Origin of the sequence: Bacillus sp. RK1064 (genome assembly GCF_051488405.1) — a bacterium.
Taxonomy (GTDB): Bacteria; Bacillota; Bacilli; order Bacillales; family Bacillaceae; genus Bacillus.
Genome location: NZ_JBPSCZ010000001.1, coordinates 1128934 through 1149248, shown reverse-complemented (window position 1 = coordinate 1149248; position 20315 = coordinate 1128934). Strand labels below are relative to the sequence as shown.

The following is a 20315-nucleotide window of genomic DNA, read 5'->3' as shown; positions in this document are numbered from 1 at the left end:
GGGAGGAGGTTAAATCGTGACTAAAACGAAGGATCAAGAAATCGCAGAATTACGTCAGGCAATGGCGGCGCTTATCGCGGAGAATGAACGAATGGCGCGCCTATTGAAATTAATCGAATGGAAGTCTGATATAGTTGACGAAAATGTCGATACCGTTTCGATAATTCTACTATACGAAATTAATTCACACGCAAGGGAGGCGTTAAAATGAAACCGGAAATCACGAAAGAACAGGCGGAAGCTATCGAGTTTCTACGGGAGCACTACGACGACCATCGAATACTGGAACTATATGACGAGGATGTTATCGGGCATGTACACGACGCATACGGGCATGACTGCGGTTCTTTACACGATCTTGATTTAATAGATTTTGCAGCCGCATTAATCAACGGGTACGAAATCGAAAAGTCGCCGGAACAAAAGGTACGAGAGCATTACGAAAAACTAGCCGCTAAAAGACGCTATGTTCCCGGCTGTATTGACGAAATTAAAATTTATACGGAAATGGATGCGATTAGACGTACGCTTGATATGCTCGGAATCGAAATCGATTTTGTAAACGTCAGACGTGAGGAGGCGGTTGACTGTGATGGATAAACCCATCGAAAAATGGACGGCACGCGACTTTATCGTCTATCTACACGACCGCCATCTCGAAGTCTACGGCATTAAGTACGTCGCCAATAATCGCGGCATGGAAGCGCGGAATTTAAAGACGATGGTTGACGAACATGGGGCGCCTATCGTACGGGACTTTATCGACGCATGCTTTGCGGCTAAAAAGCCGACGGCGCAATGGCCTGGCTGCAACTTCGGCTTTATGTTTTCGTATATGCGAGATCGACACTTGCCGCCGTTACTCGTAAAGCAAAAGACGGCCGAACAGACGGAAGAAGACGATCAAAGGGCGGCGGCACAGTCGCAAATAAACTACGGGGAGTTGTTTTAGGATGACGCAATATAAGACGGAGAAACGTAAGGCGCGTGCAGGCGAGCGGATATTGATTACGAATGTCTCGGAAGTCGAAGACGAATATGAGAACGGTGATGTATTTGAAGTAGATCGCGTTAATAGTGACTGCTCTGCGGTTAACACTGAAGGCGACATTATACTTGATTATGAATACGAAGTCATCATTGGTGAACAATCGCCAGCACCGAACCTAGATGAAATGAGCTATGACGAATTAATCTCGCTAGTCGAGGACGCAATGAAGGCGCTAAGAACGCGGTCATATAAGCTAGGCTACGATCAAGGACGTTTTGATGCGGATATTGAAGCGACGCATGGTACGTATGAAAAGTCCGATCAGCAGAAACGGGATGAGATCGTAGCGCAGGCGAAAAGAGACGTATCAGCGTTGATCAGACGAAACTTCACAGCTAGAACCGCGTTTATCGTCAATACTGAAAAAAGAACCGTTGTTGCTTTACGAAAGTCGTATAGACTCGGTTACGTTAGCGAGAAGGGAATCGCCAAATGCGCACCTAACGACTGCTTCAACGAACATATAGGCAAAGTTATTGCGCTAAGACGTGCGCTAGGGCTTTCGGTGCCGGCGGAGTATCTAAACGCTCCGCAGCCGACAGAAGTACGTGTGGGAGACGTGGTTGAGACGACATTTCTTAACGGCGAAACCTTAAAGTTTACAGTAGAACGTATTGAGAACGGGAGGGCGTATAGGAATGATGTACTAGGAACTTACGTCCGCTTAGACGCTGGTAGGCGCTACGGATACCCTGCATCAGATCCGAAAACGATTGACGATTCGAGGACGGAAGGAGGCGCTTAATTGAAGCTTCATCGATGGCTTAAAACGCAGACTTTCAAGAACTATAGCGGGTACGACTACGCCTACGATGGGATGTACCCAAAGCCTCGCGTTAAAGGCGAAGATAAAAAGATGCGCTCAAAGCACGAACGTACTTTACGTAAACGAATTGACCGAAAGGAGGCGGCTATGAATGACGAATGAATCACGATGCCTACTCGCAAGCAAATGCGCCCAAGCAGGCGGCGTTAATTGTACGAAACACTGCGAACTGTACCTCGGCTTGCACGGCCTAGATGGCGGAGGCGGACGGTCGGGCGCGGCTGGACTGGCGGAGGACTATCGCCTAGTGACGCTCAAGAATTCGCCGGCTCGCGCAGACCAGCCCGGGGCTTACAAGGCGGCGGATGCGTATGCGCAGACCTTCGACCGTCAATTTGACGCAGAGGCCGAGCGCCTTAAGTCGTTATATTTATACAGTGCGAAATCAGGAACCGGCAAAACGACAACGGCGGCGGCTTTACTAAACGAATATTTAACGGTCCATTACATCGGCGCCTTAAAACGCGGCGTTCAGCCCGACCAGCGACCGGCGTACTTTCTCGACGTCAACGCGTGGCAGAATGAATACAACGAGTTTAATAGACCGCGTGTTCCGGATTCGATCGCAGAACCGGCAGCCAAGCGATATTATGCCGCGCTAGAAGCAGCAAAACGGGCGCCTTTCGCAGTGCTGGACGAAATAGGCATGAGAGACGTAACGGAGGGATTTCGCGGCGATTTGCATACGATAATCAACTATCGCGTGACTAACCGAATGCCGACCGTTTATACGTCGAACATTAAATTGGAAGACCTGCCGGAAGTATTCGGAGAAGCACGACTGGCGGACCGTATTGCCGACCAGTGTAAAGAAATCGTCTTCGCGGGCAGATCAAAAAGGAGGCCTTTGTAATGTTTAAAGTTATAGTGGCGGGCGGACGTGAATTTAACGATTACGCACTTCTTCGGACGAAGTTAGATCAAGCGCTCAGAAATCGCCAAGGCGACGATATTTTAATAGTATCCGGGAAAGCAAGAGGAGCAGACGCTTTAGGGGAGCGGTACGCGAAAGAGAGGGGATATGAGGTTAGCGAACACCCGGCGGATTGGGATAAGTATGGAAAATCAGCGGGCTATATTCGCAATAAAGAGATGGCCGAAGAAGCAGACGCTTTGATGGCTTTTTGGGACGGTAAAAGTCGAGGCACAATGCACATGATAAATTTAGCGAAGGAAAAAGGGCTAAAAACGTTAGTTGTACGTTATTAAAAGGAGGCGACCGTAAATGAGCGGATTATCATTGACGGAAATTCAATACTTACGTGACCTACTCGTTGCGGATTCGTTGGCTAACGGAGACGGCGCCGCCAAGCTCGCCATTTTAGATAAACTAGATGCGCTTGAATTTGCGGACCATGAACCGGCCTATAAAACTGGCGATCTAGTGGCGGTCGAAGGCTACGAGGGACGCGTCTTCTACGTTGATTGCACCCGTTATATCGAGGAGACATCGAAAGAGGTCGTCTTTAATTTCATTGAATACGACCTGTATGACGCGATCAATGGCGAATGGCTAGAAGCGTTCGAGTCCGATATGCGACTGATTGCAGATGCGCTTGTTGCGGAGGATTTTTTGGCGGACTTTAATCTCGAAGGGTATCCGCCTGCTAGAAGTACCGTTTATCTAATAAACTACGAAACGGAGGCGGTTGATATGGCGGCAAAAGAACAGCCGATAATGAGCCGAGTGCAAAAGCGTAAGCAGGAACGTAAAGAGTCGGCGGCACAAACCGATAACCTACTCGATATTTACAACTGGAACAAAGCGCAATATGAAAAGACGGGTGAATTGACGTTTAAGGCGAAAATGGACGAAACTATGGCGCGATTGACAGGCGAGGGAGCTGATCGCCGATGAGTTTCGGATCTAGCTTGTTATCGAAAGTAATCGAAGCGAACGATCCGTCGGCTTTATTGCGATACGGTCTAACGCGCAAAGATTTTCAAACGGATGGCGAACGGGCAGCCTTCGAATACATCAGCGCCTATGCGGAAAAGCACGGAAACCAAGCGCCGACCGCCGAGATGGTTGCGACTGAAGTACCGACCTTCCAGCCGGAATTCAGTATCGATGCCACGTTTGAATACCTAGCGCAGAAGGCGAAGGAAACGGCAGCGATGAACGATTTCGCTTCGAAATTTAACGATAAATACGGAGCTAACGGCGTCAAGACGGCAGACTCCGAGTTCGTTCAAAGGTTCAATCGCGTCCAAGAAGGCGGGAACCCACAGGAATTTTTTGATTGGTTGCAAACCGTAGCAGAACAGAGTAAAATAAGAACAAGCGTTCGTAAAACGGTAGGAACAAACGTCGTAAGAGACGTAGATAAATTCCGTGCCGAATATGAAAAACGGAAGGCTGGCGAGTCATTCCGCATTTGGAACAGCAAATTTCCGGCGCTTAATAAGGCGATCGGTGGCTACGTCAGTTCGAACATGTACGTCGTATATGGAAAATCAGGGCGAGGTAAGTCGGCGATCACGCTTGAAGAATCGATAAATTGCGCAGTTCAAGGCGCTAACGTGCTTATATGGTCGATGGAGATGGGATGGTTCGAGGTACTCGTGCGTATCTACGTTTCACTTTCCGGCGATCAAGGCGTCGCATTAACTGAAATCGACGGTCAACAAATGGAGGCCGGCTTTGATTCGAGGTCAGTTCGCCAGGGCAAGTTATCGGAGGAATTCGAGGCGGCCTTTATGGACTTTATCGAGACGTTAAATACGATTATCGACGGTTCTATTACAGTGCGTGCAGTTGACGACAAAGACTTCGATTCTCGTTCGCTAAAAGACCTTAAAGCGGACATTGAACAAACGAACGCAGACGTCGTGATGATCGATCCGTTCTATTACTTAGATTACGAATCCAACTCGAATAAGACGACGGGTGGGGCAGCCGCCGATACGTCTAAAAAGATGCGCCGTTTAGCCGGAACGATGGACGTTGTTATTTTCGCAATTACTCAAGCCGGAGAAGATGACGCGACAGAAGACGATGCCGGAAACCGAGAAATTAAGTTGCCGAAGCGTAAGGACGTAATGAAAACGTCTGCCCTTCTTCAAGACGCAGCGGTACTAATTCCGGTCGATACGAACGTACGAGAAGGACGTGGCTTGATTGGCGTCAATAAGGGGCGCGATGGAGGCGAGGATGAAGTCGTCGAGATCGTCTATCTTCCGCAAGTTGGCCTCATCAAGCAGGTGGCAGCCGGAGAGATTGAGTTAAAAGCCTACGGTTTCTAGCGATATGGTTTTAAATGTAATACGTACCAACAATTACACTAAATAATTCTGAATTTTTTCGACAAATTACGACTACAATGTCGATTGGTTTAGTGTAATATAACGAAAGGAGTCGTATATACATGTCGATAATTACGATCAATGGCGTTGCTGTAGACGTCGACATACGCGAAGAATTAGAACTTTTTGAATGGGATCGTCCAACGTGGCACGCTGACCGTTTAACGGCGGCAAGCCCTTTTCGCGATGATCGTACTCCTAGTTTTTATGTTTATTACGAGGACACAGAAACCGCAAAGGCCGGTTACTTCGGCGACAGCGGAACAGGTGAACGCGGCGGCTTCATTAAACTGCTTGCGTTCCTGCGTGAAGAAACCGAAGAAGAAACGGCTTATTACCTCGTCGAGACTTATGGTACCGGAGAGGGTGAAACACGCCTGAAACTCCGCATTCCACGTTTGAAAATCGTTGAACCTAGACGCCCATTAACTGAGGACTTATTGGCAGGCGTAGAGATCGGGCCGAATTCGTACTTAACTAATCGCGGCATAAGCGTAGAAGTCCAGCTCAAAGCAGGCGTAGGTCTAACCGGACAAACGGCGGTGATACCGTGGCGGCTGCCTAATAAGCGCCTGGCGAACGTAAAATATAGATCAACGCGTAATAAAGCGTTTTGGTACGCTAAAGGCGGCTGGCCGATCCGTGAATTAATATACGGAATAGAAACTGCTTATGATGATCGCGCTAAAACAGCGGTTTTGGCCGAGGCTGAAATCGATGCGCTTTCGTGGCGTACGGCGGGCTTTTGTGGCATTGCGACAGGCGGCAGTAAGTTTTCCGCAGAGAAGGCGGACATAATTGCGCAATCGCCAATCGAATGTTTAATAGTAATTACGGACAACGACGAAGCCGGTGAGAAATTACGGAAGGATGTCGAGCTAAAGATGCGCGGCAAAGTCAGGCTTGCGCACGGTTATATAACGGAGGGACTTAAGGATGCGAATGAATTATTGATGGCGGAAGGTGAGGAAGCTCTTAAGCGAGTTGTTGATCGTGCGGAGGCGGTAAGTATTAACGTGAGGTTCGGGAATATCCGAACTATCGGTCGGCGGAGGTTGTCTTAACCCTCCGTGTTGCTACCGGATAAAGGACGCCAATTATATAAGGCTTCGACCGGGCAGTCGAGGCAGCGCGCTAAGGAATACGCCATTTCAACGTTAGGGACGTTTCTAAGCGCTATATAATCGGAAAGCTGTGTTTTTGAGATTCCGACCATTTCTGCGAGTTGAGTAAGTGAATAACCGCGATTATAGCACAGCTCCTTTATCCGGCAATCGACGACCGAATACTGCGAGATAAACACCTCCGCAAAGCGAATGCTACGTGCTTTACGAAGGAAATTATACCACATAACCGCGCCGATTCCATCGTCATTCGGGCGGATTTGGAAGAATACGGACAACCTTTTCGATAGGCACGTCCAATTCGAGGCAAATACGTTCTATGACACGGAACTCCATGTTAGCGCCGTTCATCGCAGGCTCTTTTGTAATCTTGGCCTGAGTGGACGACGACATAAAATTACGCAAATAACTTTTTGATTTACCCTGTTCTTTCAGGGTGTCAAAAAGAGGCGAGAAATCAACCAATTTAAACACCTCCATAACTTATTGGAAAAATATTTAAAATAAATGTTTACGTACGCGAACATTTACTGTATACTTCAATTATACTCAACCTATACAAAAAGACAAGAAGAAACGAAGGGGGTCAGAGCTTTTGGAATCGATTAGACGAGAATTATGTAGTTTGATTGAAGATAGTGATTTGAAGTATAAAGAGATCGCAAAAATCATTCGAGCAGATAAATCAACCATGACACACTTCCGGAACAATGGGACAATTAGTTTTAGGTCACTAGTAATCCTCGCACATTTCCTATTTCCGAATAACTCCAATAAAAAAATTACCGAATGGTGTTTGTCGATTCAAAAGACTGATAATAATGATTACTTAAAACAAATGATGGAGTACGCAGCAGTCACAAGGAATACAGATTTACTGAATTCATTAGTCGATGTTCACAAAAATACACTCGGTTTAGAAGATCATGTTCAAATTTACAAAACTATCTTGAATTACATTAATGCGGAAATTAGTATTGATGATATGATCAAAGAAATGAGCCTTTTTTCAAAGAGTAAGCATAAAGAATTACGAATATTATCTTCAATCTATATGTGTTATGGTTATTATGGAAAGGGTCAGATTCACTCGATCATTGAGAAGGCGTCCTCAATCGGAGACAGCATCAAGTCCTTAGGCGATAAAAAGAAGCTATTCATAAAAGAGTGCTACGTGCATCGTTTCGCTGAGTTAATGGCGCCTGTATATTTACGTTTAAATAATCTTGGGGCAGCAGAACACTACGCAACCATAATAAAGAATGGGAACATCTCAAATAAGTCAGTTTCCGACGCGAACTATATCTTAGGTATGATCGCAATGTCAAAAGGTAAACGAGACGCGATGGACATTTTCGAAGAGAGCTATAAGTACGCTTATAAAACGGGTGTTGATTTCATTATCACAAATGCAAAAAACAACTTCTTACTCGCAGAAGCGTATGTTAATAGGAAAGACCCCGATAAACTGTCGGCATTACTCGATCAATTAAAGGAGGTGATATACGAAGAGAGAACGGACGACTTTTACATATACCTCGAAAAATATAAAAAAGGTAGTGTCGAAGGGTTATTCGAATGCCATCGTCAATTTCTTTTCAATTCAGATTTTTTCTTTTCAGCATTAGTAATGAGAGATTTTAAAGACGCAGGGGTGCCTAAGTACCTAATTGATACATTTAGGCACTATAACTACACACAAAAGGGGATGCTTTATTTTGAAGAAGATTTTATTGAGTGTTTTATTGATTTCAGCAATCGCGGTATCAACTGTACAGCTTAACAAAGGAACGGAAGGCGCGCTAGAAGCGGATCAACCGTACAAAACAGCAGATATACGTCCAGGAGGATAACGAGGCCATTAGGCTTCTTTTTTTTGTCTAAAAATAGAATCTAGTTTAAAATCAAAATCTTTTTTAAGTTTTTCAACTTTCAAATAATACATAGTTGCTTTTGGTACTATATGGACATGGAAGAAAATTTATAAAAAACTTTAAATCAAATGTCCCGATTCTAACAGACCTCATGCGACTGTATAAGTGTAAGGGACGGGAGGAGAAAAACTTGAATAAAGAAAAATTTAATAGACTTCAGATGGCCGCAGATTACGGAGCGATTCCGTATGTACAAAGAGAATCGCAACGAATCGCACACTTAGTTCCCGACCAAACATCGTTCGAGCAGCGGTGCTTAAACTCGATAGGCTACTGGTTGGAGCGCTATGAAGGTAATGGTCGCGATAAGAAAGCGCTGATCCAGCGCATTATCGTAAGGGAACGGAACAAGTACCTAAAGGCATCACGAAAAGAAGCGGCCTTATCTATAGAAGGAATGCGAGACGACGGTAATGTCTCGTGGGAGCCTGAAGACGTTTTAGCGGACGTCGAAGGCGAAGTTGTACTAAAGGAAAAGACCGCCCTGTTAGCGCAAGGCGATCTTCGTAAAGAAATGATATTAACGAACTGGTCACGGGGATGCACGAATAACACTGAAATCGCCATGCTGTTAGCGCAGCACTTTGGCGGCAATATCGAGGGTTATCGAAAATACATCCAACGTTTCCGATTAAAATGCCAGCGGGAACTGGCTTTTTAATCACGTATCTAGGCACGAGGGCTTCGCTACGTAACCTAATAATAATCGCTTGACAAGCGAATTTCAAGCGAACACCATGCGAACAATCCTCTGTCTAGTACGTTTTACCTAAAAATTAAGGAGGCTAACGTACTATGAAACAACCTACAAACGATTTCCCACCCGTAGTAAACATCCAAAAATTAACGGAATTACAATACGAAGGCGCGTTATACCGCGAAGATGATCCGGCTGACTTTTACCGACCAACTACGATCAAGGCGGTGCGCGTCGGATGAAACCTTCCGAAATAACCATTACTCACCACGCGAAGCAGCGATTTAAAACCCGATTTGGCATCGATAATCATTATGCCGCACGTAATTGGATCGCGCAGAAAATGGAACACGCTCAGTATCTCGGAATCACTGTAGATGAATCCGGCAAAGAGGCCCGCATGTACGCGAGTAAAGGCGTAGTTATTCATTTTGCGGTAGACACAAACGTCGTTATTACCGTTTATAAGGAAAAAGATAACGCAGGATCAATCGCCAAGCGTTTACTTATTGACGCCTATAATATCGTACAAAAGAACGCAAACGAGGCGCTTAGTAAAACAGAAACGTTCTCGGAGGAATTAGACGAAGAATTACGATGGTTAGCCGATGAACTCAAACGTACTCGTTCGAAAGCTAAAAGAATGGCGCTACAAGCACGAATTAATGCCGTTCAAATGCGTGTCGACGAGCTTCCAACTGAATCACTCGAAATCAAGCGCCAGGTAACGCGTTATGCGAGAGGAGTTGCCGCGTATGTTTGACGACTTTCTAATGTATTTTTCATTCGTCGGCAGTATCTCGACCTTTATTATCGGCGGTATGTACTGGTCAATTGTGTGCGAAGAGAGACGGAATAAAGGCGGCAACTGACCGCCGACGCTCGGAGAATACCGGGGCGTTCGTTAAGTAAAACTGTCGCGTCGCTATGTCGTGCGCTGGCGGCGTCTCGGGCGCAGATACCGGTGTTTTGCGAGGGTCAAACCCTAAAACAAATTAACGGAGGTAATCGGATGACAAAGTACACTAGCGGAGCTGACGCTCTAAACGCATTGAACGCAACAAATGAAGGTAATGGCGGTAATAGCGCTGAGTTTGCGAGCTTTAAGACGGGCACGGTTTATAAGGTACGCGTAATGAGTGCGTTCGATCTGATTCGCTTCTTCTCATACGGAATCTATAAGAAGGTAAATTCGTTCTCGGCGGCTAATCCAAGCACGCTAAATAAGAACGGCTTTCCTGAGTCGAACCTAACGTCATGGGATCGCGCATGGAAGTATTATCAAGACCAAAAGAAAGCGGCTGCTGATCGCGGAGATGCTAAAGCGGAAGAAGCGGCTAAGCAAGAAGCGGCTAAATATCGCGTAAAAGAACGTTATGCGCTAGGATTTATCAACCTCGAAACTGGCGAGCCAATCATCGTCGATCTTTCTAAGCCGCAGGCTACGACTGTTCATGCGGTCATTAAGAAACAAGAGAAGAAGCTCGGTCGTATCGCGTTTGAGTTAGAGAAGTCCGGCTCAGGAACGAGTACAGTCGTTTCGCTAACGCCTCTTATCGATATGGAAGAGGATTTGACGGAAGTGGAACGCAAGCATTTCGCAGCGCAAGACGGCAAAGAGTTCGACATGTCTTTATTTGACGGCTTAATTTACGAAGCTGACGAAAAGGAAATGCTCGAAAACCTTGTCGCGGCAGGATTTGATCTATCGCTAATTGGCGAATCACTTGGCGGCGGATCTCAGACGGAAGCAGACGAAGAATTACCGGCTGAAGAAAACTTCGGATTCTAAGGAGGGCGAATAGATGCGAGAAATTAAAACGGAAGCGCAGACGTTAGATTTATCGAAAAAGGTCACCGTAGAAGTTTCGTTGGCGGAATTGATTGTTATTAAGGCGTCAATTTACGAAGCAGCAACTTCGACCGTGTGGAGACTCATCGAGGCAGTTTACGGTGAGAAAATAGCGAATAATGCGCGTCAGTTAATGACAAACGACGTTGAAGTTGCGGAATCTATTAGCGATATTTTAGCCGGGCATATCACGAAGGAGGACGAATAGATGGCGCACAAAGAAGAAACGATCGGCAAGTTCGCCGAAATGATCGCCCGAGCTGCCTTAATGGCGGCCGGCTGGTCAGGCGTCAGCAAGCCGGAAACCGAAGAGCCTTATGATATTCTCGCAGCCGATCCGTTTAGCGGCGAGATCAAGCGGTTTCAAGTAAAGACGATTCGTGATCGCAGGAAGAAGCGTGATACTTTAACAGTTAGTGGGCGCAAGAACACCGGCAAACCGTACACGAAAGCCGACACGGACTATTTTATCGGCGTGCTAATCGAAGCCGACGTAACCAAAGCGTACATGTTCGAGTGCCGCGGCATTACGGACTATTGGATGCCGAAGCGAAACGAAGGTAAGCGGGAATGGACCGAACTAAAACTTAATTTGGATCGCGATTTCTTGGCGACGATTGAAAACGAAGCGGAGGCGGTTTGACCTTACCGGGTCGGACGGTCAATAAAAGGAGGACGAACCAATGGCGGCATTAAAAGGCGTAAAGACGATCGATATGGTCGGCGGAGAAATCACGAAAGTAGCGTATAAAGGTGCGGAGTATGAGCGCGTTGAGGGAGACGCAAAGGTTGGCGATTTATTTTTGCCGAGGAAGGGATTCCACGATATGACCGCTGGATCATTTTATGTAATCGAAGAGGTTGATCCCGATGGCGACGCTTATTTCGTTGACGATGGGGGTTGGTCAGCCGTCATTTGTAGCGATGATTACTTTCCATTTCGCAAGAAGCGTGTACGCCTAAAGGCCGGTGATTATGCGAAGGTGATCGATTGCGCTGAAGAATGGAAAGTTGCTCAGGGAGACTTCGTTAAGGTTTTGATCGATGACAAAAAGTACCGTCCGTTTCAGTGCAAGGTTCAGAACGGAGAGTTTGTTGGAGAAACCGTTTGGATGCATGAATCCGAACTAGTCCTCGCAACCGAAGACGAAGTGACAGCCGCCAAAGAAGCGGAAGCAAAACGCTCTGTCGAAGCGAAGTGGGCGAAGATCGGACGCAAAGTTGGTGAGTATCGTAAAGGCGATATTGTAGCGTATGATGATCCGGCATGGTTCGGAAATAAAGGAATTGGAACGGTGATTAAGGACACTGACCAGTGTTGCGATCCTCTCGTAGAGGCTGTAACTTCGGCAGGTGTGCTTATGCCGTATTGTTTGAGAGAGTCAAAACTAACGCTAATCACTCCGGTCGAGGCACGTTTTGACCGCAGCTAAATGCGCCGCCTGCCAAGCGCCCATAAACGAAGGCCAGCGCGCCATCTACGACTCGCTATACGATGTGTATTTTTGCGATGTGAGGTGCTGGTCGGAGTTTTATGTGGAGAATGAGGCGGCTCATAGACGGAAGTGGACGGAGGAGGTCGATCTATGAGAACCGCTATCTACACGTGTATATCGTTAAGCATAGTCGGCGTTGCATACGCGTTGACACAAGGAGATTACGGACTTGCGATTCATAACGGGATCAACCTCGTTTTGTTCGCATTCTTAAACCGATATTACGGCTAACATCGACTTTTAACGAAGAAAGGAGGACGCGACGTGGAAATCAAGCCGTTAAAACTAAACGTAAATGCGGGCAAGGCGGCTCCGGCGACCGAAGTTGCCCAGCGCAAAAAAGCGGCCAATGCCGTCGAGCCAATCGAGGATGCATGGCGACGCATCTACGCAAGCAAACTAAGCGATTCGGACCGGCAGAAATTAAACGAAGTCAAGGCGGCTATGGAGGACGGCCGGTTGGCGCGCGATCCTTCTGACCGAGTTAATAAAGCCGGCAAGCCGAAGAAATTCAGCAAGGCGGAAGCGCTGCGTCTATGGAAAACGGTGCAGGCGCAGAACCGCGAAGAAAAGCTACGCAAGATGGTCGAGGAAACGCCGGATAATTACGAACTTATTACGACTGAACATAAACTTGCGAATTTACTCGACGATCTTGGGAACGAAAAGATAATCGCAGTCGATACGGAGACAACGGGCGTAGATGTGTACACGGACGTTATTGTCGGCATTTCACTCACTTTACCGCAAGCTGACCGACATGTGTATATACCGGTTGATCACGTTGATTGCGAACAGCTTAGTCGAGAATACGTACTCAGCGAATTAGCGGTCGTATTTAACGACGATAAGATCGGAAAGGTCTTGCATAACGCTATATTCGATATCGCAATGCTACGAAGACATGGGCATGACATTAAAGGCGTCGTGTGGGATACGATGACCGCGATGCATATTCTCAACGAGAACGAAGGAGATCGAAGCACAGGCGGCGCCGGATCGTTTAAGTTAAAAGACTTGGCGCCTAAATATCTAAAAACGCCCTCGGACACCTACGACAGTCTATTCGGAAAGAATGCACAATTTCGGGAAGTTCCTGTAGATATCGCGCTAGTTTATGCTGCGAAGGATACGGAGTTAACTTGGAGACTTTACGAATTTCAGCGAAAACATATGGCGCAAATGCCGACGGTCTTAGAGTACTACGAAACCGTAGAAGTACCGTTACTATATGTAATCGTAACCTTAGAAGCCAACGGATATGTACTCGACTTAGACTTTGCTAAGGAATACGGAGAAAAGTTACGTAAGCGTGCAGAAGAGTTACGCAAGGAATTAATTTCGGAGTTAACACCATTCCACGAAGGCGACGGACCATTAAATTTAAACTCGACCCAACAGATGCGCCCTGTCCTTTCGAAGAAAATCGGCAAAGAGCTTCCGAACATGGACGCAAAAAAGACGTTAAAGCCGTTGAAAGGCGAGCATGAGGTAATCGCTAAATTACTAGAGTATAAAAAAATCACAAAGCTATCGGGCACCTACATTGAAACTCTACCGTTAAAGCAAAACCCGACAACAAAACGCTGGCATTCGCGATTTAATCCGATGGGGACGGTAACGGGTAGATTTAGTTCTGGAAAGGACGAAGAAGCTAAAACGGAACAAGGATTCAACGTACAAAATCAGCCGAAAGATGCTCGTAAAATGTTCGTTGCTCCTCCTGGAAAAGTCATTATCGGTGCGGATTTCAAGGCGCAGGAAATAAGATGTGTGGCGCGTTTATCCGGAGAACGGGTACTGATTGACGCCTTTTTAAATAATCGCGATCCATATGCGACGCTGGCGGCAAAGTTTCATCAGAGGCTATACGAAGAAGTATATAAGCTTTCTAATGGAGACGACACGCCAGAAAGGAAGCAAATGAAAGTCGGAATGCTGGCGGCTATATACGGTACATCAAAATGGACTCTCGCGGAACAGTTAGATACAACACCAGACGAAGCACAAAAATTTCTCGACGACATGTTCGCGACTATGCCGGACTTAGCCCGTTGGATTGAAGATACGCAAGAGTTCGCGGCTAGATACGGGTTTGTATGGATGGATAACCAACAACGAAAGCGGCGATTGCCTGACGCTAAATTGAAAGCGAAGTGGGGCGATAGAGATACTTGGCGTAAGGTAAATCGGGCTAAACGACAAGGACCGAACGCCCGTGTACAAGGATCGTCATCTATTCAAACGAAAGTAACGATGATAAAAGCAGCGGAAATGTGTTCGCAAAAAGGAAACGGTTGGAGGTTGTGGGGGACGGTCCACGACGAATTGCTTTTCGAGGCGCCGATCGATTTTACTCGACAGGATATCGAGGATGTTAGAAGCGTAATGATTGATTCATATACGTGGGGGGAAGTGCCAAACGGAACGGATATAGAAGTCATGACGCGGTGGGGTGAAGGTGTCCCTGTCGATAAATGGTTTAAAAACAAGGAGGCGATTAAATGATTCCACAAACATACGTAGTGCTCGATTTAGAAACGACGGGACTCGATCATAAAAAGGATCAGATTATCGAGATCGGCGCAATTAAAATTCGACTTGGCGGGCGACTACGTGCATTCGAAGAAGTAGACCGATTTCACACGATGGTCGCGCTAGATGAAGGACGTGATCTACCGGAATTTATTACGAATTTAACCGGAATTACAGAAGAAGACCTCGAAGATGCTCCGGAAGAATGGGACGCGCTGGACGATTTAAAAAACTTCATCGGAGACGCTGTCGTTGTTGCGCAGAATGCACCGTTTGACCTTTCGTTCATTAGCCGCGGCGGCATCGAGCCGGAACGTTTCTATTGCACGAGAGCTATGGCGCGTTTTGTAGAGCCGGAGTTATCGGCGTCATTAAAGGACGTGACCAAACGAAACGGAATTTCGCTAGACGGTCATCACCGCGCGCTGAATGACGTGGAAGCTACAATCGAAGTTTTCCGTAACTACTTACCGCAAGTAGTCGGTGAATATAACGATTTTATGAACGTTGTTATGGAGGCGCCGGACAGACCGTTGAACTTCGTTCCCAAGCGCGCCATGGTTTGGGAGGTTCAGATGGTTGCGCTATCTAAAGCGGATCTGCTGCGCATTTATCAAGCGTTGAGAGATAACGAAGCGATGTCGTTAAAGATCGGCTCTATCATCGAGCGCAATATGAAGGGACGTGATTAATTGACGACAGACAAACGAAAATTAGCGGCTCAATTACTTAGTAACGGCGGAAATATACCATCACCGTTTTCTCAAATGATTGCGGACGATTTTAACGATATGTTATACGAATTTCACAAGCACCCGCAGCCGTATGACGATTTAATGGACGCAGAACTCCATGAACAATATGCGCGTGTACTACGAGAGCAATCGAAGTACGGCTATTTTAATTGGAAAACCGCACCTGACGGAACACCTCGGCCTGTTTTTTCGCCAAGCAGCGCAAGTAAAACGGAAAGAGAACTTTACGAAAAAGCGCGCAAGTCAGTGCGTGATCCACAGACACCAACGCCTAATCAGCGAGATTGGACCGGGCTCGGTTCGCAGGTCGGCGACTATATTCAACGTGAAGTTCTGCTAATAGAACGTCATTTTGAGAGACTTACGGGCACTAAGCCGAAATTTAGATTTGAACGGACGGAGCGAAACGAGCCAGCGTTTGAGCATTTCAAAAAGACAATGCACGAAGTGACTTCCGGCGAAGAAAAGTTCGCAATTCACGGACTTCCCGACGGCATTCTGATCTATACCGCAGATGATGGTCAGGAGTATCGCGTAGGTTTAGAAGTTAAGTCTTTTCAAAAAAGCTACGTAGATTTCAAGAAAGTCGTAGAGCCGAAAAAGGAGCATGTTGAGCAATCGATTTGCTATTCGGAAATGTACGGACTCGATTATTACATCGTCATTTACCACTTGACTTACGGCGTGAAATGGGATAAGGAGATTAACCGTAATAAAGTGTTTGGGATTGAGATTCGCGATGAAGACCGTACTAGGATATTTGAGAAATTTGAGCGTGTAACTAAAGCCGTCAGATTGAGCGAAGCACCGTCGTTAGATTTATTTGAATGGGCGTTCTATGAATACAAACGATCTACAGCTAAGAATTTAACGGACGGAGAACTGGCGGATCTATACGATCTTAAAAGTCGGATGATGCGTACTAGACTTCCGGATTGGAAGAAGCAAAGAATCATAGATGCGCTCGCATTTATCGAGAGAGTACGAGAAGGGGAGGCGGTTTGATGTCGTTTAAACTTATCCGAGTTCGAAGTATAAAAAACAAAGAGGTGCCGGAGTGGAAGAAAAGCCTTACGGGAGAATTATGCCGTATCGGAATCGTTCGTTTGGGGGAACGTCTAGTAGTCAATTTTCCAGACGTAGATTCACACCTTGTCACTACCGAAATAGTCGCATACAACTCCGACTGGAGGGCGAGTAACAGTTTAATCGTGCAAACCGAAAATACAGTTTACGTGTTCTCAAAGGAGGCGGTTTGATGACGGTCGATGACGTTCGAAAACGCGTTGAAGATATCCGAAAAGCATCCTTCGATGATGAGGCGGCACACTGTATGGAGTCCGAATTGTATTCCGAGGTTTTAAAGGAAATCGCAAAAGGCGCAGATAACCCGGATAAACTTGCGTCAGAAGCGTTAAAGACGGAGAAAATCGAATTTTTTCGGTGGTTCGGATGACTAGCGCCAAGCCTATCCGATGCCTTGCGTTCGACACGTCGATGACCTGTCCGGGCGTCGCGATCATAGAAGTCCGTAAAGGCAAGCCGACCATCAAGGCGCTAAGCCACGTTAAGCCGAATACGAGCCGATCGCATGCGCACCGAGCGGAGGTTATCGAAGGATGGGCGATGCTGTTTCTCGATAAGCATGTCGGAACCGCCGGCTTTGATTACGTGGTTCGCGAAGACTTTGCGGGCAAGACGTCACGGTCGAATTATCCGGTACTCAGTGCATGGAATGCGTGCGAACGAGCGACGTCGCGATTCGGGCTCACGTTCGACAAATACAAGAAGCCGGGCAAAAAGACGGAAGACCTCGGCATATCAGCGACGCGCGTTAAGTCATTGGTCACCGGATCGGGCAACGCAGAAAAAGACGAAGTAGAAGCGGGCGTAAGACGGCTAACAGGCTACGAAGGCACCTTCGCAAACTATGATGAATCGGATGCGGCTGCGATTGGGCTTGCGTGGCTGATCGATGAAGGCGTACTTGAGAAACCGAAAGGGGCGAAATAGATGGATAAACACGAACAATATACGATTAAAATTGCATGCGCATTAGAGGAAGTATTTAACGAGGATTCCGAGCATTTTATTGCGGAATTAAAGAACGTCGATCTAACGGCTTTCTATACAGCGGCCAATGCTGCGTTAGGAATAATGTTCAACCGACATACAGGCGATCATAAGAATGCGATTGAATTTACGTATTTGCTAAACGGATTGGCGGTTCAGAAAGCGATCGAGAACGTGGAAAAGGAGGCGGGCGCAAATGGATAAGGCGGTGGCTTACATCGACAAATTAGCCGCAAAGCTCGGAGTGGCGGCGGAACATGTTTACGGGGTTCTCGTTAAGCAGAGTTACGTCTTCGGAATAATTAACATAATTGTAGGAACGATCTTGTTGGCGGGATTTGCTGTACTACTCCGTTTGAATTACCTTATTATCGCAAAAGGCGAAAGCCCTTCGTGGGGAGAAGAGGAGACGATTTACTGTAAGCTGCGAGAGGTTGGAGACGGTATGTTATTTATCGCAATAATCATCGCTACAATTTTAGCTGTGATCTTCGGAATGGTCGCATTGTTCAGCGGTATCATGCAAACGTTGAACCCGGAATACTACGCAATCAAAGAAATACTCGACACGATCGGAGGTAAATGACGATGGAATATGGAGATATTTTCGTTGCGCCAATCGCTAATTTACTCGACATGAAACGTCGCCTTGAATCGGATTTAGGCGATCATGAATACGCATTAAGCCGGCTAGAACTAAAGCGTACCGAGACGGAAATCGAACGAGATCGGACGGCTGCTAGAATCGCGGAATTAGAAGCGGAAATTGAACGGAGAGGTGGACGCGGATGAGAACGAGAGGAGAAATCGAAGCAGAGCTATTAGAAATTTACGACAACATCGACATGATCCAAAACGATATTGACGATTTACGGGACGAGATGGGTACCCTATTCAAGGTAGTTAACGGACTAGAATCCGAACTTTCCGCGCTAGATCAATCGGAAGGTGGAGACGAATGAGTACGTACATTGCGTTATTCAGCCTCGCGATCCTCATCATTTTTGTGGGCGGAATGAAGGCGAAATCATACGAAGAAATCACGACGAAAATCGCCGGCCTCGTCTTGCTGATCATTCCTACTGCGGTGTTGTTGGCGTACGCGACCAGGGTTCAACCGTGAACGTATATTTCTACTCACTGACGGGGAACGTGCGGCGCTTCATCGCTAAGACCGGACTAGGCGGTCAGGCACGTGAACTAAAAACGGGCGAGGTCGTCGAGGAACCGTTCGTGCTGGTAACGCCGACTTACGACTTCGGTCAGCCGCCCGCAACGGTAAGCGAATGGCTTAAGGATAACGTCGACTTGATGGTCGGGGTGGCTGCGTCGGGAAATCGTAATTGGGGTGACGGATTTGGTGCGGCTGCTGACGTTATTGCGGCGCTTTATGACGTGCCGGTGGTCGCCAAGTTCGAATTAGCAGGGACGGAAGAGGACGTACGATTATTTACGGAAAGGGTGAAGGCGCTTTGAAGCGACACATAGAGTTAAATAACGAAATTATGATTCAAAAAGACGGACGGTTTCAGTTTGAGAAAGACGCAGAAGCCGTCCGTGCTTATTTTATAGACTACGTAAATCAAAACACCGTATTTTTCCACGACTTACGCGAGAAGCTCGACTATCTACGCGATAACGATTACTACGAGACGGAGTTCCTAGACGCTTATACATTCGATGAAATCAAAGCGGTCTATAAAACCGCCTATGCCGCCAAGTTTCGATTCCCTTCGTTCATGAGCGCATTCAAATTCTATAACGACTACGCGCTGAAGACGAATGATCGCAAAAAGATCCTCGAACGCTACGAAGATCGCATCGCTTGTTGTGCGTTGTACTTCGGAAAAGGAGACGGCATCAAAGCGATCGAATTTGCGAAACTAATGATTCGCCAGGAATATCAGCCGGCGACGCCTACGTTCTTAAATGCCGGACGCAAGCGCAGAGGCGAGATGGTGTCGTGCTTCCTGCTCGAGGTAGGCGATTCACTAAACGATATCAACATGATGAATTCGACGGTGCGCCAGTTATCGAAAATCGGCGGAGGCATCTCGGTAAACCTTTCAAAGACTCGCGCAAAAGGTGAGTCGCTTATGGATTACGAGGGCGTGACTAGCGGTGTCGTTCCGATCATGAGAAACCTCGATCAATCCTTGCGTCATATTAACCAAGCCGGACAACGAAGCGGCGCAGGTGCGGCGTATCTAAACGTATTCCACGCGGACATTAACGATTTCCTAGATACGAAGAAAATCTCGGCAGATGAAGACGTCAGAGTCAAAACGCTATCGATTGGCGTCGTTGTGCCCGATAAATTCATCGAACTAGCGCGAGAAGATCGTCCGGCTTACGTTTTCTATCCTCATACGGTTTACAAGGCGTACGGTACGCATCTTGACGAGATGGATATCGGCGCAATGTACGATGAACTCGTAAATAATCCGGCGGTACGTAAAGAACGTATCAATCCGCGCCAGCTACTCGAAAAAATGGCCGTGCTGCGTTCCGAGTCGGGCTATCCGTATATCATGTTCGAGGACAACGTGAACGCCGCACATGCGCTGAACCATATCAGCCGCGTTAAATTTTCTAACTTGTGTTAACTGTAGCACCTTCGATCAGTAATGATCGTAGCAAACCCGCCTAAACGGTGAAACTCTTTT

The 20315-nt window shown here is 46.9% G+C and carries 32 protein-coding genes and 1 pseudogene; 31 read left to right on the top strand and 2 right to left on the bottom strand.

Annotated elements, in window-relative coordinates:
- Positions 1-16: 16 nt before the first annotated feature.
- The 10 genes from ACSSTM_RS06170 (at position 17) to ACSSTM_RS06125 (ending at position 6247) form a co-directional block, all read left to right on the top strand.
- Positions 17-211, top strand: a complete 195-nt coding sequence (locus tag ACSSTM_RS06170) for a hypothetical protein (RefSeq protein WP_437404097.1) — start codon at positions 17-19, stop codon at positions 209-211.
- On the top strand, positions 208-600 hold the full coding sequence (locus tag ACSSTM_RS06165) for a hypothetical protein (RefSeq protein WP_437404096.1): 393 nt from the start codon (positions 208-210) through the stop codon (positions 598-600). Before ACSSTM_RS06170 ends, ACSSTM_RS06165 begins: the two co-directional genes overlap by 4 nt.
- Entirely contained in the window at positions 593-952 is a 360-nt protein-coding gene (locus ACSSTM_RS06160) for a hypothetical protein (protein WP_437404095.1), read from the top strand. Before ACSSTM_RS06165 ends, ACSSTM_RS06160 begins: the two co-directional genes overlap by 8 nt.
- Before the next feature lies 1 nt (position 953).
- Positions 954-1796 (top strand): hypothetical protein, encoded by an 843-nt coding sequence (locus ACSSTM_RS06155; RefSeq protein WP_437404094.1) that lies wholly within the window; start codon positions 954-956, stop codon positions 1794-1796.
- A complete protein-coding gene (locus tag ACSSTM_RS06150) occupies positions 1797-1979 on the top strand; it encodes a hypothetical protein (protein ID WP_437404093.1) in 183 nt (60 codons plus the stop codon). It begins immediately after the preceding gene.
- A complete protein-coding gene (locus tag ACSSTM_RS06145) occupies positions 1969-2730 on the top strand; it encodes an ATP-binding protein (RefSeq protein WP_437404092.1) in 762 nt (253 codons plus the stop codon). Before ACSSTM_RS06150 ends, ACSSTM_RS06145 begins: the two co-directional genes overlap by 11 nt.
- A complete protein-coding gene (locus tag ACSSTM_RS06140; RefSeq protein ID WP_437404091.1) occupies positions 2730-3086 on the top strand; it encodes a DUF2493 domain-containing protein in 357 nt (118 codons plus the stop codon). Before ACSSTM_RS06145 ends, ACSSTM_RS06140 begins: the two co-directional genes overlap by 1 nt.
- A gap of 16 nt (positions 3087-3102) precedes the next feature.
- Positions 3103-3735 carry a hypothetical protein gene (locus ACSSTM_RS06135; RefSeq protein WP_437404090.1) on the top strand — a complete coding sequence of 211 codons (633 nt, stop codon included), beginning with the start codon at positions 3103-3105 and terminating at the stop codon, positions 3733-3735.
- Positions 3732-5123 (top strand): DnaB-like helicase C-terminal domain-containing protein, encoded by a 1392-nt coding sequence (locus ACSSTM_RS06130; RefSeq protein ID WP_437404089.1) that lies wholly within the window; start codon positions 3732-3734, stop codon positions 5121-5123. The genes ACSSTM_RS06135 and ACSSTM_RS06130 overlap by 4 nt, the downstream gene beginning before the upstream one ends.
- 122 nt (positions 5124-5245) lie before the next feature.
- Complete coding sequence (locus ACSSTM_RS06125) at positions 5246-6247, top strand: toprim domain-containing protein (RefSeq protein ID WP_437404088.1); 1002 nt, start codon at positions 5246-5248, stop codon at positions 6245-6247.
- On the opposite strand, the gene ACSSTM_RS06120 is transcribed toward ACSSTM_RS06125, so the two are convergent.
- Both ACSSTM_RS06120 and ACSSTM_RS06115 read right to left on the bottom strand, forming a co-directional pair.
- Positions 6244-6534, bottom strand: a complete 291-nt coding sequence (locus tag ACSSTM_RS06120; RefSeq protein ID WP_437404087.1) for a helix-turn-helix domain-containing protein — start codon at positions 6532-6534, stop codon at positions 6244-6246. The two genes, ACSSTM_RS06125 and ACSSTM_RS06120, sit on opposite strands and share 4 nt — an antisense overlap.
- A 19-nt stretch (positions 6535-6553) precedes the next feature.
- Positions 6554-6772 carry an XRE family transcriptional regulator gene (locus ACSSTM_RS06115; protein ID WP_437404086.1) on the bottom strand — a complete coding sequence of 73 codons (219 nt, stop codon included), beginning with the start codon at positions 6770-6772 and terminating at the stop codon, positions 6554-6556.
- Between the two features lie 130 nt (positions 6773-6902).
- Here ACSSTM_RS06115 and ACSSTM_RS06110 point away from each other — a divergent pair, with 130 nt between their 5' ends.
- The 21 genes and pseudogenes from ACSSTM_RS06110 to ACSSTM_RS06010 all read left to right on the top strand — a co-directional run.
- Entirely contained in the window at positions 6903-8090 is a 1188-nt protein-coding gene (locus ACSSTM_RS06110) for an AimR family lysis-lysogeny pheromone receptor (protein ID WP_437404085.1), read from the top strand.
- A gap of 281 nt (positions 8091-8371) precedes the next feature.
- Complete coding sequence (locus ACSSTM_RS06105) at positions 8372-8902, top strand: hypothetical protein (RefSeq protein ID WP_437404084.1); 531 nt, start codon at positions 8372-8374, stop codon at positions 8900-8902.
- A 134-nt stretch (positions 8903-9036) separates the two neighbouring features.
- On the top strand, positions 9037-9180 hold the full coding sequence (locus ACSSTM_RS06100) for a hypothetical protein (protein WP_437404083.1): 144 nt from the start codon (positions 9037-9039) through the stop codon (positions 9178-9180).
- Positions 9177-9701: a hypothetical protein gene (locus ACSSTM_RS06095; RefSeq protein ID WP_309415880.1), complete on the top strand. Its 525-nt coding sequence runs from the start codon at positions 9177-9179 to the stop codon at positions 9699-9701. Before ACSSTM_RS06100 ends, ACSSTM_RS06095 begins: the two co-directional genes overlap by 4 nt.
- 249 nt (positions 9702-9950) lie before the next feature.
- Positions 9951-10730, top strand: a complete 780-nt coding sequence (locus tag ACSSTM_RS06090; protein ID WP_437404082.1) for a hypothetical protein — start codon at positions 9951-9953, stop codon at positions 10728-10730.
- A gap of 13 nt (positions 10731-10743) precedes the next feature.
- Positions 10744-10998, top strand: coding sequence for a hypothetical protein (locus tag ACSSTM_RS06085; protein WP_437404081.1), 255 nt, complete (start codon positions 10744-10746; stop codon positions 10996-10998).
- Positions 10999-11433, top strand: a complete 435-nt coding sequence (locus tag ACSSTM_RS06080) for a hypothetical protein (protein WP_437404080.1) — start codon at positions 10999-11001, stop codon at positions 11431-11433.
- Between the two features lie 40 nt (positions 11434-11473).
- The gene (locus ACSSTM_RS06075) at positions 11474-12223 is read left to right on the top strand and encodes a hypothetical protein (RefSeq protein ID WP_437404079.1); all 750 of its coding nucleotides are present in this window, start codon (positions 11474-11476) and stop codon (positions 12221-12223) included.
- Positions 12224-12376: 153 nt separating this feature from the next.
- Complete coding sequence (locus ACSSTM_RS06070; RefSeq protein ID WP_181462041.1) at positions 12377-12517, top strand: hypothetical protein; 141 nt, start codon at positions 12377-12379, stop codon at positions 12515-12517.
- Between the two features lie 33 nt (positions 12518-12550).
- Positions 12551-14794, top strand: a complete 2244-nt coding sequence (locus tag ACSSTM_RS06065; protein ID WP_437404078.1) for a DNA polymerase — start codon at positions 12551-12553, stop codon at positions 14792-14794.
- Positions 14791-15513, top strand: a complete 723-nt coding sequence (locus ACSSTM_RS06060; protein ID WP_437404077.1) for a 3'-5' exonuclease — start codon at positions 14791-14793, stop codon at positions 15511-15513. The genes ACSSTM_RS06065 and ACSSTM_RS06060 overlap by 4 nt, the downstream gene beginning before the upstream one ends.
- Entirely contained in the window at positions 15514-16581 is a 1068-nt protein-coding gene (locus ACSSTM_RS06055) for a hypothetical protein (RefSeq protein WP_437404076.1), read from the top strand.
- 253 nt (positions 16582-16834) lie between these two features.
- On the top strand, positions 16835-17032 hold the full coding sequence (locus ACSSTM_RS06050; protein ID WP_437404075.1) for a hypothetical protein: 198 nt from the start codon (positions 16835-16837) through the stop codon (positions 17030-17032).
- Positions 17029-17589 carry a hypothetical protein gene (locus ACSSTM_RS06045; protein WP_437404074.1) on the top strand — a complete coding sequence of 187 codons (561 nt, stop codon included), beginning with the start codon at positions 17029-17031 and terminating at the stop codon, positions 17587-17589. The genes ACSSTM_RS06050 and ACSSTM_RS06045 overlap by 4 nt, the downstream gene beginning before the upstream one ends.
- Positions 17590-17853, top strand: a complete 264-nt coding sequence (locus ACSSTM_RS06040; RefSeq protein ID WP_437404073.1) for a hypothetical protein — start codon at positions 17590-17592, stop codon at positions 17851-17853.
- Positions 17846-18235, top strand: a complete 390-nt coding sequence (locus ACSSTM_RS06035; RefSeq protein WP_437404072.1) for a hypothetical protein — start codon at positions 17846-17848, stop codon at positions 18233-18235. The genes ACSSTM_RS06040 and ACSSTM_RS06035 overlap by 8 nt, the downstream gene beginning before the upstream one ends.
- A 2-nt stretch (positions 18236-18237) precedes the next feature.
- The gene (locus ACSSTM_RS06030) at positions 18238-18441 is read left to right on the top strand and encodes a hypothetical protein (protein WP_437404071.1); all 204 of its coding nucleotides are present in this window, start codon (positions 18238-18240) and stop codon (positions 18439-18441) included.
- Entirely contained in the window at positions 18438-18611 is a 174-nt protein-coding gene (locus tag ACSSTM_RS06025) for a hypothetical protein (RefSeq protein WP_437404070.1), read from the top strand. Before ACSSTM_RS06030 ends, ACSSTM_RS06025 begins: the two co-directional genes overlap by 4 nt.
- Positions 18608-18772, top strand: coding sequence for a hypothetical protein (locus ACSSTM_RS06020; protein ID WP_437404069.1), 165 nt, complete (start codon positions 18608-18610; stop codon positions 18770-18772). The genes ACSSTM_RS06025 and ACSSTM_RS06020 overlap by 4 nt, the downstream gene beginning before the upstream one ends.
- Positions 18769-19125, top strand: coding sequence for a class Ib ribonucleoside-diphosphate reductase assembly flavoprotein NrdI (nrdI, locus tag ACSSTM_RS06015; protein ID WP_437404068.1), 357 nt, complete (start codon positions 18769-18771; stop codon positions 19123-19125). Before ACSSTM_RS06020 ends, nrdI begins: the two co-directional genes overlap by 4 nt.
- A pseudogene (locus ACSSTM_RS06010) lies at positions 19122-20252 on the top strand (ribonucleotide reductase N-terminal alpha domain-containing protein); the annotation flags it as partial. The gene nrdI and the pseudogene ACSSTM_RS06010, both read left to right, overlap by 4 nt.
- Positions 20253-20315 lie beyond the last annotated feature (63 nt).

Excerpts from the sequence above, each read along its gene's own strand:
- ACSSTM_RS06165 (WP_437404096.1), top strand. The coding sequence starts at position 208 with ATGAAACCGGAAATCACGAAAGAACAGGCGGAAGCTATCGAGTTTCTA.
- ACSSTM_RS06025 (WP_437404070.1), top strand. The coding sequence starts at position 18,438 with ATGAGAACGAGAGGAGAAATCGAAGCAGAGCTATTAGAAATTTACGAC.
- ACSSTM_RS06140 (WP_437404091.1), top strand. The coding sequence starts at position 2,730 with ATGTTTAAAGTTATAGTGGCGGGCGGACGTGAATTTAACGATTACGCA.
- ACSSTM_RS06100 (WP_437404083.1), top strand. The coding sequence starts at position 9,037 with ATGAAACAACCTACAAACGATTTCCCACCCGTAGTAAACATCCAAAAA.
- ACSSTM_RS06085 (WP_437404081.1), top strand. The coding sequence starts at position 10,744 with ATGCGAGAAATTAAAACGGAAGCGCAGACGTTAGATTTATCGAAAAAG.
- ACSSTM_RS06125 (WP_437404088.1), top strand. The coding sequence starts at position 5,246 with ATGTCGATAATTACGATCAATGGCGTTGCTGTAGACGTCGACATACGC.
- ACSSTM_RS06075 (WP_437404079.1), top strand. The coding sequence starts at position 11,474 with ATGGCGGCATTAAAAGGCGTAAAGACGATCGATATGGTCGGCGGAGAA.
- ACSSTM_RS06080 (WP_437404080.1), top strand. The coding sequence starts at position 10,999 with ATGGCGCACAAAGAAGAAACGATCGGCAAGTTCGCCGAAATGATCGCC.
- ACSSTM_RS06135 (WP_437404090.1), top strand. The coding sequence starts at position 3,103 with ATGAGCGGATTATCATTGACGGAAATTCAATACTTACGTGACCTACTC.
- ACSSTM_RS06040 (WP_437404073.1), top strand. The coding sequence starts at position 17,590 with ATGGATAAACACGAACAATATACGATTAAAATTGCATGCGCATTAGAG.
- ACSSTM_RS06130 (WP_437404089.1), top strand. The coding sequence starts at position 3,732 with ATGAGTTTCGGATCTAGCTTGTTATCGAAAGTAATCGAAGCGAACGAT.
- ACSSTM_RS06060 (WP_437404077.1), top strand. The coding sequence starts at position 14,791 with ATGATTCCACAAACATACGTAGTGCTCGATTTAGAAACGACGGGACTC.
- ACSSTM_RS06095 (WP_309415880.1), top strand. The coding sequence starts at position 9,177 with ATGAAACCTTCCGAAATAACCATTACTCACCACGCGAAGCAGCGATTT.
- ACSSTM_RS06050 (WP_437404075.1), top strand. The coding sequence starts at position 16,835 with ATGACGGTCGATGACGTTCGAAAACGCGTTGAAGATATCCGAAAAGCA.
- ACSSTM_RS06090 (WP_437404082.1), top strand. The coding sequence starts at position 9,951 with ATGACAAAGTACACTAGCGGAGCTGACGCTCTAAACGCATTGAACGCA.
- ACSSTM_RS06145 (WP_437404092.1), top strand. The coding sequence starts at position 1,969 with ATGACGAATGAATCACGATGCCTACTCGCAAGCAAATGCGCCCAAGCA.
- ACSSTM_RS06120 (WP_437404087.1), bottom strand. The coding sequence starts at position 6,534 with ATGTGGTATAATTTCCTTCGTAAAGCACGTAGCATTCGCTTTGCGGAG.
- ACSSTM_RS06155 (WP_437404094.1), top strand. The coding sequence starts at position 954 with ATGACGCAATATAAGACGGAGAAACGTAAGGCGCGTGCAGGCGAGCGG.
- ACSSTM_RS06035 (WP_437404072.1), top strand. The coding sequence starts at position 17,846 with ATGGATAAGGCGGTGGCTTACATCGACAAATTAGCCGCAAAGCTCGGA.
- ACSSTM_RS06045 (WP_437404074.1), top strand. The coding sequence starts at position 17,029 with ATGACTAGCGCCAAGCCTATCCGATGCCTTGCGTTCGACACGTCGATG.
- ACSSTM_RS06160 (WP_437404095.1), top strand. The coding sequence starts at position 593 with ATGGATAAACCCATCGAAAAATGGACGGCACGCGACTTTATCGTCTAT.
- ACSSTM_RS06030 (WP_437404071.1), top strand. The coding sequence starts at position 18,238 with ATGGAATATGGAGATATTTTCGTTGCGCCAATCGCTAATTTACTCGAC.
- ACSSTM_RS06020 (WP_437404069.1), top strand. The coding sequence starts at position 18,608 with ATGAGTACGTACATTGCGTTATTCAGCCTCGCGATCCTCATCATTTTT.
- ACSSTM_RS06070 (WP_181462041.1), top strand. The coding sequence starts at position 12,377 with ATGAGAACCGCTATCTACACGTGTATATCGTTAAGCATAGTCGGCGTT.